Here is a 12,520-nt window from a genome sequence, read left to right as displayed (position 1 = left end):
TTCGCACATAATTTTTCCAATACGCATTTTCTGATTAAACGCGGGGAGAAAATGTGGATACACATCATCTGACGTGTGGTATTTCGGTAAGATACTGTGTATACAGAGAGGTTGCCTGCTTCAGGTCAATCTGTTCCATATCGAGCATAATTTCCAGGCCCTCAAGTTTTGCATCGCAGCCGCGAACCTGTGAAATTTTGGATGTCAGATCGTTTGACTTCAACAACCCGTTTGAGATAACTGCTGACACGGATAGAACAGTAGCCAACAGGCAGAGCACCTGCCATACCGGGATACCGAAAGAAACGAGTCCGCTGGCCGTTTCAATAAAACCACTCCCGCCAACACCGGGTCCGGCAGTTAAAGCCGCAGCCAGTGCACCGGCAACGATTGAGATTGTGATGAAACGGGATTGCTTCGGCTCATTCTTATTAAGATAGTCCGCAACTTCCTGTCGTTTTCTTTTAATCCTGTCTAAAAGTGCATTTGCATCCTTCATGGTTCTCAAGATTTTTTGATGTGTCAAACTCATTTAAATCCGGCTGAGAAAAACAAGCTACTCATCATGTAAATAACGTATGCTGATATTTATCAAAAAAAAGGTAAAATTAACAATCTATCGCAAAATCAGCACACCCGTGACGATGGGTGTAAAATTTTACCGGGCAGAGTATTAAATTACAATAATGTATTTAACTTGCTCAAATGAAAATTCTGTTATCGGCCCTTGCAATTCTCCTTTTCGTAGTGGCATCAGCGAAAGATGCCAATGAGACAAACCCGCTGTATCTCACTAAAGATAGCCTGACCTACAATTTTAATGAGCACTGGAGGTTCGTTCAGGAGGATTCACCGGAATTTGCTGATAAAGCGTTTGATGACAGCGAATGGAAGATACAGGAACCGGACATGGAACTGCCGGAGTCACGAAAAGCCACAGACCATTGGTTTAGTGGAATTGCATGGTTCCGGTTGCATCTGTTTATTGATTCATCGCTGGTCAATGTACCTCTTGCGCTAACCTTATCGCATCGTGGCGCCTCAGAAATTTATCTGAATGGTGTCCTTATAAAAACTTATGGGGAAATAAAAGACAGGAATAGCAGTGTATATTATGACCCGCAAAATGTTCCTTTTGTATTCTCTTTTGCCGATACAGGGAAACAAGTGCTGGCTGTCAGATACGCGAATTTTGATGCCTCCAAAAACTATCGGAGATTTTGGTCATCCTTCGCAGGGTTCAGGATGTTTTTGATGCAACCTGATTCCGCAATTAATGCCACGCACGAAAGGACAACTATTTTCAGCTTCATCACAATTCTTTTGTTTGCCATTTTTTTAACGCTGGGCATTCTTCATCTATTTCTGTTTTTTTATTCCAGATTTATTATTTCAAACCTATATTTCAGTTTTTTTGCAATTAGTGTGGCCGGTTTATGTATGATTGGTTATTTAAATCAAATTATGCATAATCCAGGTATCCAACTCAAGGCGCTCTATATGATTGTTCCTTTGATTTGCTCTTTGTCAATAAGTTTCAGCGGATTCATTAATCAAATTTTTACTAAGAAAAAAAGGATAATATTTTATTTAATAATTTCCTTATCAATTGTTACAATTATCCTTCGGCTTTTTGGAATAGGATGGGCTATCTATTCAGTTACAGCACTACTTCTGGTTGTTGCAGTAGAAGCCATAATAGCTATTATGTATGGTATTTTGCGGAAAGTAAAAGGTGCGAAAATACTAGGAGCAGGACTATTATTTTGCATACTTTTTATTCTTACCATCTCTGTCCTGGCTATGGTAAAAACAAAAATAGTTATTTCATCTGATGATTCGGTTTCAGGACTGCTGGCTTTGATCGGCATAGGCCTGGCCTGCGTTAGCATACCAATTTCCATTTCAGTTTATTTAGCCTGGTATTTTGGCGATATTCATAAAAACCTGACCCATCAGCTTTCGCAGGTAAAAGTGCTTTCCCAGAAAACACTGGAACAAGAGCAGGAGAAACAGCGGCTTCTGGAAATAAGAAAAGAGGAACTTGAGATTAAAGTGAATGAAAGAACCAAAGAGTTGCAAGTCGAAAAAAAGAAGTCAGATGACCTTCTTATGAATATTCTTCCGGCAGAGGTGGCGGAGGAGCTAAAGCAAAAAGGCTCAGCAGATGCACGGCAATTTGAGTTCGTAACGGTAATGTTTGCCGATTTCGTGGACTTCACCCAGATTAGTGAAAAATTATCGCCACATGACCTAGTAAAGGAACTTGACTATTGTTTTACAGCCTTTGATAATATATCCGGAAAGTATAATCTGGAAAAAATCAAAACCATAGGTGATGCTTATCTTGCGGTGTGTGGCTTGCCTGAAGATAATCCTGCCCATGCCGTTCAATGTACTTTAGCTGCGCTGACCATCCGTGATTTTATCATAGAGTATAGAAAGCAGCAGGGAATTTTTAACATCAGGATTGGACTGCACAGCGGACCTGTGGTGGCAGGAATAGTGGGTCTGAAAAAATTCGCCTATGATATTTGGGGAGACACTGTAAATCTTGCAGCCCGTATGGAACAAAACTGTGAACCCGGGCAGGTGAATATTTCAAGTGCCACCTACCATTTAATAAAAGACCACTTCAAATGCCGGTACCGCGGGAAAATTCATGCTAAAAATAAAGGCGAGGTGGAGATGTATTTCGTAGAAGAACCGGTATTAAATAAAAATGAAGCCGGCCAGCCGGTTACGGTTACGCGTCCTCCCGATGGCGACTAAAACATCAAACAATTTCGGACGTAATATTTAAAATATTTGGTCATGAACAAAAATATATGGTGGCTCACAGGGATCCCTGATGACGTTGCTGTAGCAAATACTGGCGGCAGGCAAGGCGCTAAAGAAGGACCCGCACGTTTTCGCGAAATGTTTGCCCGCCTCAAAGGGCCGCACGGAGTTATGGAACAGTTCCACGATGGGGGAGATGCTGAATGCGGGACAGATATTGACAAAAACCACCAGGCGGCTGCGGCTGCTATTACAAAAGCAGCATCTGAAGGATCTTTTGGGGTGGTAGTTGGCGGGGGCCACGACCATGCCTACAGCCACCTGAAGGGTATAAAAACTTCGATGCCTCCGGGCGCTGTGCTTGGCTGCATCAATATTGATCCGCATTTCGATCTTCGGAAAGATAAGCCGCTTATTACCAGTGGCTCTCCATTCTACATGGCCATAGAGCAGCAATTGATCGCAGGAGAAAATCTTGTGGAATTCGGAATACAGAAGCACGCCAATGCACCGGAGCTCTGGGAATATGCCAGGCAGAAACAGGTACATGTGGCTCCTTTCGAGGAAATCCGTTTGGGGAAAGCAGTTGCGGCATTTCAAACGGTATTGAATGAGTTGCGGGAAAAATGCGATCAAATTGTACTGAGCCTTGACATGGATGCTTTACAGGCCGCTTTTGCGCCAGGCGTTTCCGCTCCTGCTGCCGATGGATTTACCCCCTCAGAAATACTGGCTATGATGGAAATAGCCGGGAAAGCAGAGAAGATTATTTCTCTCGGAATTTATGAGCTTAATCCCAGTTTCGATATTGATAACCAAACCGCAAGGCTTGCGGCTGTAGCCGCTTATCATTTTGCGGCTGCCAGGATCAATCCGTAATTAATCCAGCAGCTTTTCCAACTCATCCACCATTGCGGCACTGCCAATAAACAATGGCACGCGCTGATGCAATTCTCCGGGCTGGATATCCATAATGCGCTGGCGACCATCAGTGGCCTTGCCGCCAGCCTGTTCTGCAATAAATGCGAGGGGATTGCATTCGTAAACCAACCTCAGTTTTCCCTTTTTTGCGGTGGTAGTGGCCGGATACAGGAATATACCTCCCTTCAGCAGATTGCGGTGAAAATCGGCCACCAGCGAGCCAATATACCGGGCGGAGTAGGGCCTGTCAGAAGCTTTGTGGTCAGCCTTCGCAAACTCAATGTATTTGCGGATGCCATCGCTGAAGTGCGGATAATTGCCCTCGTTTATCGAAAATATCTTCCCTCTTTCCGGAGTGCGAATATTTGGATGCGAAAGGCAAAACTCACCGATAGAAGGATCCAGCGTGAAACCATTGACACCTGATCCTGTGGTATATATCATCATGGTAGATGATCCGTAGATGACATAGCCCGCTGCCACTTGCGCATCGCCTTTTTGCAGACAATCAGCCTCAGTGCCCGCTCCCGATTTCGACTGGCGTCTGTAAATCGCGAAAATTGTCCCGATAGATGCATTCACATCAATATTAGAGGAGCCGTCCAGCGGATCCATTGTTACCACATATTTTGCATCGGCAGTAAAATCATTGTCCACGGGGATGACATGATCATTTTCTTCAGAAGCAATCACACAACATTCTCCACCGGCTGAGAGGGCAGCAATGAACTGCTCATTGGCCAGCACATCCAACTTTTTTACTTCCTCTCCCTGGATGTTGGTGGTGCCTGCGCTGCCCAGGATCTCTGCAAGCCCGGCCCGGTTTACCTCCCGGTTCACGATTTTGGCTGCCGTACTGATGTCGCTCATCAGCCGGGTAAATCCGCCTGTAGCATGTGGAAATAGAGATTGTGTTTCAACAATGAATTGAGAGAGGGTTTTAACTGGATTGAGCATGTTATCATTTTATTATTTTCGCGCCCAAAATTCACACTTTTTATCCAATCAGCAATCTACAATCGTAATGCAGGCAAGCCACATCCGGAAAGGAGCCGAAAAAGACCTTCCACAGGTGCATAAGCTTATATATGAACTGGCGGTATTTGAAAGAGCTCCGGAAGAAATGACGCTCACGCTGGAACAGCTTCAGCTTGATTTTGCTGCAGAATCTCCGGCATTTCATTTTTTTGTCGCAGAGAATGACGGGAAGATCACGGGCATGGCGCTTTATTTCTTTACCTATTCCACCTGGAAAGGGAAAACGCTGTACCTGGAAGATCTGGTGGTGCAGGAGAACTGGCGGTGTAAAGGAATCGGCAGCCTGCTTTTTGAGGCTGTGTTGAACGAAGCGCACCGCACCGGAGCCAGGCGCATGGCGTGGCAGGTGCTGGAATGGAACAATCCTGCTATTGAATTTTACAAAAAATACAAGGCTGAACTGGATGCGGAATGGATTAATGGCAGGCTACGGGAACAGCAAATTTCCCAACTTGCCACCCATTAGTTATTTTTTGAACAATCTTTTCTTTTACCCGCTTTTAATTTTTATAATTTCAAATAATGAAGATATTTAAGTTTGGAGGTGCGTCCGTAAAGGATGCCGGAGCTGTGAGGAATATTGCTACCATTATTAAGCAAAATCTTGATGACAGGCTGCTGTTCGTCATTTCAGCTATGGGGAAAACCACCAACGCGCTGGAAAACCTGCTGGACACATATTACGATAAAGGTGATTTTCTTAAAATATTTAATGAAATAAAGGATTTTCATTTTTCAATAATGAAATCGCTTTTTGCTGATGAAGATAATGAAATCTGGGAAGAAGTGGATTCTTTGTTCCTGAACCTGGAATGCTACTTTGAAAAGGAATTTTCGGAGGAATACGACTACATTTACGATCAGGTAGTGAGTTATGGGGAGCTGTTCGCCACACGGATTATACATGCCTACCTGAACGATTCCGGGCTGCGCTGCCGGTGGGTTGACGCCCGGAACTTCATTATGACGAGCAACCACCACCGCGAGGGCGTTGTGAACTGGGACGTTACGCCAAACCTTATACGCAACAAGCTGATGCCCATTCTGGAAAGAATGCCGGTCATTACGCAAGGATTTATTGGAAGCACGCCCGACCACCATACCACGACCCTGGGCCGTGAAGGCTCGGATTTCACGGCCTCCATTTTTGCATTTTCGCTGGATGCTGATGAGGTTGTGATCTGGAAAGACGTACCGGGAATTCTCAATGCCGATCCCAAAAAATTCATTGGTACGCGGCAATTCAGCAAGCTCTCCTACGAAGAGGCAATTGAAATGACATATTATGGCGCTACGGTGCTCCACCCAAAAACCATAAAGCCGCTGCAAAATAAAAAGATCCCGCTGCGGGTGCGGTCATTCCTGAAGCCGGAAACACCGGGAACGCTCATTGAGTCCGGAATTCCAATGCAGGAGGGCGTACCTATTATTATTGTTAAGGAAAATCAGGTGCTGGTGTCGCTCTCCACCCGCGACTTCTCTTTTATGGCTGAGCACCACATGAGCGAAATATTCAGGGAAATGGCACGCTCAGGTATGAAGATGAACGTGATGCAGAAATCTGCCATCAGCTTTTCCATTTGCACTGACCATCACGAGCGCAAACTCACCGAATTCCTGCAAAACCTCGAGAAGCATTTTAAAATCGAAACCGTAGAAGGACTTGAACTCCTCACTATTCGCCACCATCATGGCAAACTGCTAAATAAACTGCTTGATGAAAGCGCCATCATGCTGGAACAAAAAACTGGTAAAACGCTGCAATATGTTTTGCCTAAAGGAAATATTAAAGAGGATATTTCATTTCTATAACATTAAAAATATTTCCTCAACAATTAAATTTCCTGTTTTCTTTTAATGAAAAGATCATGAGGTTTTTGCTCAGCTCTTATTTCTATTTCTCCTGATCTTCCATTTGTCCAGGGCATATTTCCGCATATCATCCACCTTGTCTTTTTCATCAACAATCTCAAAACCCAGCAAGGTCTCAATAATATCTTCGAGCGTAACGACTCCATCCATTCCTCCATATTCATCCGTTACCAGCGCAATATGTTCCTTTTTGCTGAGCATGATCTCCCAGGCCATGAACAGTGTTTGTGAATCAGGAAAAATTATAATTTCTCTTTTTATATCTTTTAGTTTCAGGTCAAATTGATCTTCTGCTAATTTTTCAAACACCAATTCTTTAAATACATAACCTGTAATATTTTCCCTGTTTTCAGCATAAACCGGTAGTCTCGAAAAGTGCATAAGCTCCTTTTTATCGAGAAACTCCTGAAGTTTCATTTCTTCGTCCGCCACCTCCACTACGATCCTGGGCGTCAATATTTCTGACAACCGGATACTTTTTAATCTGATAAGATTCTGAATTATTTTATTTTCTTTATCTCCAAATACACCTTCTTCTTGTCCTATGTTTGCCAAAGCTGAAATTTCCTCTCGGCTTGTGGTTAATTCAGTATTTTTCCTGGAGAGCAATCGCGTTAATCCTGCAGAGAGTATTACTAAAGGATAAGTTATAAAAATCATCCCCTTAATGATTCTGACCGTGAAGCCCATAAGCTCCTTGCTGTAATTGGCACCCAGCGTTTTAGGAATAATTTCGCTCACCACCAGGATAAGGATGGTGAGTATCGCGGAAATAATTCCGAATGAAGCCTCTCCAAATACCAGTGTGGCCTGCGCCCCAACTCCCGCTGCACCTACCGTATGCGCAATCGTATTTAAAGATAAAATAGCAGAAAGAGGCTTATCAATATTTTCCTTTAATTTAATAAACTCGGTGGCTGAATATACTCTCTGCTCCGATTTCGACAGCAGGTAGGAAAGCGGTGTGGAAAGCAAAACAGCTTCCATCAAGGAACATAAAAAAGAAGTAAAAAGTGCAATAAATAAATAAAGGAATAACAGCGTCATGAAGATCAATAATTAAATAGAATGCAACGGCCAGGAAACTCCTGACACCGCAACCCTGCAATGGATAACCGTGAATTAAGCAGCGATGTTTATTCTGCTGTTGACCCAACCTGCGGGGTTAACAAGGCTGTGCAGGCTTATCCGGCCTCGTCATAAGCCATTCTGAGCCACTTTACCACCTCAGTATCAATCTCCTTAATATCATTAATATTAATTTTATGAGAACACATAGAATTTTTTGCTCTGATGGCCTCCAGCTTTCCTTCCGGTTCATGGCCTTTTAAATTTATTCCAATTTCAAAACGCGTTTTCGTAGCAGGTTGCAGCATAGCAAATTGCTTTTTCCGCCTCAGGCTGACATACGTATTCTTGGGAGCAATTTCCACATCTTCTCCAAACTGCTGCATTTGAGCTATCAGCACATCATATATCGGTTTAAGATGCTCCTTGCCCTGATATTGCTTCGCGATCAACTCATCCTGGCTTGATGAACCGGCATCTGACCCTTTGGCTTTATGCGCAACAAGATTGGCAAACCCATGCGTGAAACCATGTTGCTCCTTCAGGAATTTGATTATCTCTCCGTGCTTTGAATGGTTTTGCTCTTTAACAATCGATATCCATTCTTCAAGTGATTTGCCTGTATTCTTATGCAGGTTTTCAATCATGGTTTGCGTGGCCTTATCCATAGTAAATCCGGGATTTTTTATAGGTTCGGTTATATCAGGAATATTTCTGCAAGGACTTAAATAGGAGTAATGGATTTAGAAAGCACATCCTGCCATTCGGGGCTGCGTTTAAAGATCGCTTTGGCAAAGGGACAAAGGGCTATTACCCGGATTTTTTCTGCACGGGCAAATTCCACCAAACTCCCTAAAAGTTTTCTGCCAATTCCTTTCCCTTTTAACGATCCATTAACTTCGGTATGTTCAATGATCAGCGTTTCGCTCCCTGCATTTACGTATACCATTTCCGCAAGCCTCTGTCCATTTTCTTCATAATAAAATGAACCGCCCTTTTCCCGTATCTCCTGCTTTATCTTGATCATTTGAATTTAGGATTAGTTGTTTTTAGCAAAACAAAATTATTCTATTTTTCAATTCAGTGGGAGTTCCTCGGATCATCCTGAGAAATCACCGGCCCACTATCTTAGTAGCGTAACGGTACCGGTATACCGGTAGCTTTTGCCTTGCTGGTCTTTCACCACAAGCACATAAGCATGTACATTTTCCGGACACAGTTCTCCCTTATAGCGGCCATCCCAGCCATCTTCAGGATCTGTCGTTTCAAATACCTTTTCGCCCCAGCGATCGAAGACCTGGAACAGATATTCCGAAGTTCCATACACAGATGGACGAAAGGTTTCGTTTGGAGCCGGGCCGGAGTAATTTGGGGAGAATATATTCGGGATATAAACAAGCATATCAGGATGAATGTAAATTTCTCCGAAAGCAGTATCCAGGCAGCCATTTTCATTTTGTACCACAAGCCGCACGAGGTAGTTGCCCGTGTCAGAATAGGTATGCACAGGATTTTCGGCTGTCGAAATCCCGCCATCAGGGGCCATCGCATCTCCGAAGCTCCAAGAATAAGCAGGCCCGGCTGTGTTGACTGATTTATTCTCAAAGTTTATTTCAGGAAATGAAAGAGAGGTGATTTCCGGGCTGGCCTCAAAAGCTGCGACAGGGGCGAGATTGACGCGGATGTATTGCTCCTTTGTAACTTCTGAGGAACAATTTTTATCGGAAACCACAACGAGACGTACCGTATAAAGTCCGGCATTCTCATAGGTCGCTACCGGACTTTTTCCGACTGCCAATTGTCCGTTTCCAAAGTCCCAGTCATAGCGGCTGATGTTTCCATCCCGAATATTCGCTTTCTCATTAAACTGGACCACCATTGGTGAGGAGCAGCCAATATTATAATTTGAAGAAAAATCTACTTTAGGTATCGGGTTGATGATTACCATGACACTGTCTGCTGTAGATGGACATACAGAGCCGTCAGTGCTAACGGAAATTTTAACTAAGCCGGTTCCTATGTCCTCAGAGCTGGGATGATAAACGGTCTCTGATGGATGGCCATTAAAAATACCATTGCCTGAGCTTTGCCATGTAAGTTCTTGGACGTTTGCAGCCGATACCTGCAGGGTTATATCTTCTCCTGCACAAACCTCTTGCGGTGCTTTAAGTGAAACTGTTGGGGCTGCTACCACCGTCACCTGCACCACATCCTCACTGCTGCATCCCCAACGATTTTGATAGGTATAGCGAAGTCTGTGATTTCCTGCTCCTGCTTCTTCAGGCAAAAAAGTATTAGCCTTTACGCCCTTTCCCTGCCAGGTTCCGCCAGCCGGTGTGCCGTTCAGTTCCGTAGCATCCGCAGATATGCACAGCTCAGAAATGTTACCGGCCAGAGCGGCATTTACCTCAGGGCGAGCATTCACCCTGATGTTTTTGCTGATCGTGTCCGTACAACCTCCTTTGCCAGTGTAGGTATACATTACCCTGTGCGTGCCTGGAACATCAGGCATAAATAAGCTGTCCACAATTTTTGCCCCGGAAAAAATTCCGCCTTCGGGAATACCCTGCAGGCGTATAGCTATTGAATCCTCGCAAATGTTTTCCGGAATTATGAAGTCTGCCGTGGGTTTTTCAAAAACTTCCGCTTCCGCCACATGGTGATTGGAGCATCCATTGGAATCAGTGTATATGTAAGTGAGTGGAAATTTCCCCGGACCAGCCTGCTGAGGCTCAAAAGTAAACTGGCCGTTGTTGTCTTTTTTAATGCCTTTACCCCGCCAAATGCCTTCTTCAGGTTGGGCTACCAGCGGTTTGACAGCGTCTGTAATGCATAAGGCAAAATTTCCAGTTCCACTTAAATGGGGCAAGTCCCTTATCGCCACCTGCATGGAATCATTGCTTGTGCAACCGGTGGCGGGAGAAGTAATTTCAGCCCCCAGCCAGTGGCTGCCTACTCCCGCCTGGTACGGACTAAAGCGATTGGCCGTAACACCATTTCCTTTCCAGGTGGCATTTGCAGGTGTGGCAAAGTTCTCAAGGCTGCTGATTCCACTATTAAGGCATTGCGGAGAAAGCGGTTTCAGCACCAGGGATGGAGCATTATGAACATAGACACGAAATGTATCGGCTCTCACGCAGTTGGCGCCACCCATAGTATCCGTTGCTTCCAGCCGGTAGCTTGTAGACCTGTCAGGAGCCACTCTTAATATTGAGGAATGAGAAACAAATGAGGAATCACTCTGATCAATCCACCTGCATTGCAGCGTTGGTGGAATTTGCGGATCAAAAAGAATTGAATCTCCCTTGCATATTTCTCCTTCATGTTTATTCAGAAGACTTGAAAACAGCGTTCGGATTGTATCACGATAAACCCGGCTGCATTCTGATTGCACACGGAGCCGGAAAGGATATTCCCGGCCTTCTTCCAATTGCAGATCGAGCTTGGGAGCAACCGTATTATAAGGTTTTGAGTAATTTTCTATGGCCCATTCAATCGTTGCATGGGGAGGTTTTTTGGTGTTGATCTCAATGCTGTAATTGCCGCAAGGTCCGGCATTTACCACATAATCAGCAGAAGGCAAGGGCCGTACATAAATACTATAGGCCCGTGCAGTAGCCGCCACGAAAGGGCATGCATCATCCTTAAGTTTTACGGTAAAGAAATATGGAGCCGCTCGTGCATCTCCTTCTTCCGGGATCCAGCAAAACCTCCCTGTAGGTCTTCGTTTTCCGGAAATTGAAAAGTTTGCATCCGGAATTCCGTTGTTCCATTCCATGGTTAAAGTATCTCCCTGATCTTCATCTTCACTAAAAATATCAAAACACAATGGCTGGCCGGGACAGGCTTCAGCAGTAAACTCTGATGTTCCGTTAATTCCACTTAGCACCGGGGCATTGTTTGGAGGGCAATGCATTATAATCAGTTGAATATCACGCCTTACTTCACCTATCTTTTGCCCATTCCTGTACTCTTCAACCTTTATTGCCATAACGGTTACCTGCGCCATCAGCGGCTTAAATTTTAAATCACCATTCGCTGAATCGAGATGAAGGCCCTCGCAGGTGGTGCGGTTAAATGGAAGGTCAGCATTTGGAAAGCCCTGGAATTGCAATGGTTTCTCAAATGAATAGGGGGAGAGGTAATTCCCGGGCTCTTCGGATGCAACGAGGGGAGAGGTAAAAGAATAAACCAGTGAATCGCCCTCTTCATCTGTTACACCCTGGTTGTAGATCAGGCATTCTCCAATACAGATCATTGATACAGGAGCATTGGTAAAAACAGGAGAATTATTGCATGTTGCAAGGCATTTATTCATCATGGCGTTGATATGGAATCTCTGGCCCGCCATACCGGTCGTGATGATATCATTCCTTGCATTTTGGCCCCAACTGATCTCCAGTTGGCAACAGCTTACACTGCCGAGGTCAACAATCCTGGTAAGTTGTATTTTTTGGATGCCGTAAGGAAAAGCACAAGCCGGGGATGTGCATCGCGTGCAGGACTTGCTGCAAGTGGGCGTAATGTCAACCGGAGCTGACATAAACGGCCTCTCGGAGTAGCTATAATTACAATCTGTGCCCTTTATGGTGAGGTCATCATTCCACAGTTCCACACCATTGCAGTCGCGGTAAATGGTAATGGTGATCTTGAAAGTATCGTTGCCGAGGCATTGCCACTGAATATCGGAACCCATTAGATGAGTGGCATTTAATGGTGAGACCGGGAGGAGTAAAAGGAGGAGACAGGGAAACAGGGAGTACAGGGCTTTATTCATGGTAGCCAATCATTTATGTGTTAAACTACTTCATTCAGTGCGCGGGTTATTAGCCGGTTTCTC

At 44.5% G+C, this 12,520-nt stretch carries 10 protein-coding genes; 4 read left to right on the top strand and 6 right to left on the bottom strand.

Going from position 1 to position 12,520, the window contains the following annotated elements; all coding sequences use genetic code 11:
* Nucleotides 1-64 precede the first annotated feature (64 nt).
* Nucleotides 65-499 (bottom strand): hypothetical protein, encoded by a 435-nt coding sequence (locus tag WD077_05795; GenBank protein MEX0966730.1) that lies wholly within the window; start codon nucleotides 497-499, stop codon nucleotides 65-67.
* Between the two features lie 206 nt (nucleotides 500-705).
* On the opposite strand from WD077_05795, the gene WD077_05790 reads away from it, so the two are divergent.
* Together WD077_05790 and WD077_05785 are read left to right on the top strand one after the other, a co-directional pair.
* Nucleotides 706-2,772 (top strand): adenylate/guanylate cyclase domain-containing protein, encoded by a 2,067-nt coding sequence (locus tag WD077_05790; GenBank protein MEX0966729.1) that lies wholly within the window; start codon nucleotides 706-708, stop codon nucleotides 2,770-2,772.
* Nucleotides 2,773-2,814: 42 nt separating this feature from the next.
* Entirely contained in the window at nucleotides 2,815-3,660 is an 846-nt protein-coding gene (locus tag WD077_05785; GenBank protein MEX0966728.1) for a formimidoylglutamase, read from the top strand.
* Here WD077_05785 and fbp read toward each other — a convergent pair whose 3' ends face one another.
* The gene (gene fbp, locus WD077_05780) at nucleotides 3,661-4,659 is read right to left on the bottom strand and encodes a class 1 fructose-bisphosphatase (protein MEX0966727.1); all 999 of its coding nucleotides are present in this window, start codon (nucleotides 4,657-4,659) and stop codon (nucleotides 3,661-3,663) included.
* On the opposite strand from fbp, the gene WD077_05775 reads away from it, so the two are divergent.
* Nucleotides 4,658-5,206, top strand: coding sequence for a GNAT family N-acetyltransferase (locus tag WD077_05775; protein MEX0966726.1), 549 nt, complete (start codon nucleotides 4,658-4,660; stop codon nucleotides 5,204-5,206). The two genes, fbp and WD077_05775, sit on opposite strands and share 2 nt — an antisense overlap.
* 56 nt (nucleotides 5,207-5,262) lie before the next feature.
* The gene (locus tag WD077_05770) at nucleotides 5,263-6,552 is read left to right on the top strand and encodes an aspartate kinase (GenBank protein MEX0966725.1); all 1,290 of its coding nucleotides are present in this window, start codon (nucleotides 5,263-5,265) and stop codon (nucleotides 6,550-6,552) included.
* Between the two features lie 69 nt (nucleotides 6,553-6,621).
* Here the strand turns inward: WD077_05770 and WD077_05765 are convergent, their stop codons facing one another.
* From WD077_05765 to WD077_05750, 4 genes are all read right to left on the bottom strand, one after another.
* Nucleotides 6,622-7,659 carry a CNNM domain-containing protein gene (locus WD077_05765; protein MEX0966724.1) on the bottom strand — a complete coding sequence of 346 codons (1,038 nt, stop codon included), beginning with the start codon at nucleotides 7,657-7,659 and terminating at the stop codon, nucleotides 6,622-6,624.
* Between the two features lie 137 nt (nucleotides 7,660-7,796).
* Nucleotides 7,797-8,348, bottom strand: a complete 552-nt coding sequence (locus WD077_05760) for a DUF4287 domain-containing protein (protein ID MEX0966723.1) — start codon at nucleotides 8,346-8,348, stop codon at nucleotides 7,797-7,799.
* 56 nt (nucleotides 8,349-8,404) lie between these two features.
* Nucleotides 8,405-8,707 (bottom strand): GNAT family N-acetyltransferase, encoded by a 303-nt coding sequence (locus tag WD077_05755; GenBank protein ID MEX0966722.1) that lies wholly within the window; start codon nucleotides 8,705-8,707, stop codon nucleotides 8,405-8,407.
* 96 nt (nucleotides 8,708-8,803) lie between these two features.
* Nucleotides 8,804-12,457 (bottom strand): PKD domain-containing protein, encoded by a 3,654-nt coding sequence (locus WD077_05750; protein ID MEX0966721.1) that lies wholly within the window; start codon nucleotides 12,455-12,457, stop codon nucleotides 8,804-8,806.
* Nucleotides 12,458-12,520 lie beyond the last annotated feature (63 nt).

The organism is Bacteroidia bacterium, from assembly GCA_040880525.1.
GTDB lineage: Bacteria > Bacteroidota > Bacteroidia > CAILMK01 > JBBDIG01 > JBBDIG01.
Note: the sequence above shows the minus strand (reverse complement) of the source record. Positions and strands in the feature narration are given on the sequence as shown.

What these genes read in the sequence shown, in the direction of transcription:
- WD077_05790 (MEX0966729.1), top strand. Translation starts at nt 706, where the DNA reads ATGAAAATTCTGTTATCGGCCCTTGCAATTCTCCTTTTCGTAGTGGCA.
- WD077_05760 (MEX0966723.1), bottom strand. Translation starts at nt 8,348, where the DNA reads ATGGATAAGGCCACGCAAACCATGATTGAAAACCTGCATAAGAATACA.
- fbp (MEX0966727.1), bottom strand. Translation starts at nt 4,659, where the DNA reads ATGCTCAATCCAGTTAAAACCCTCTCTCAATTCATTGTTGAAACACAA.
- WD077_05765 (MEX0966724.1), bottom strand. Translation starts at nt 7,659, where the DNA reads ATGACGCTGTTATTCCTTTATTTATTTATTGCACTTTTTACTTCTTTT.
- WD077_05750 (MEX0966721.1), bottom strand. Translation starts at nt 12,457, where the DNA reads ATGAATAAAGCCCTGTACTCCCTGTTTCCCTGTCTCCTCCTTTTACTC.
- WD077_05795 (MEX0966730.1), bottom strand. Translation starts at nt 499, where the DNA reads ATGAAGGATGCAAATGCACTTTTAGACAGGATTAAAAGAAAACGACAG.
- WD077_05785 (MEX0966728.1), top strand. Translation starts at nt 2,815, where the DNA reads ATGAACAAAAATATATGGTGGCTCACAGGGATCCCTGATGACGTTGCT.
- WD077_05770 (MEX0966725.1), top strand. Translation starts at nt 5,263, where the DNA reads ATGAAGATATTTAAGTTTGGAGGTGCGTCCGTAAAGGATGCCGGAGCT.
- WD077_05755 (MEX0966722.1), bottom strand. Translation starts at nt 8,707, where the DNA reads ATGATCAAGATAAAGCAGGAGATACGGGAAAAGGGCGGTTCATTTTAT.
- WD077_05775 (MEX0966726.1), top strand. Translation starts at nt 4,658, where the DNA reads ATGTTATCATTTTATTATTTTCGCGCCCAAAATTCACACTTTTTATCC.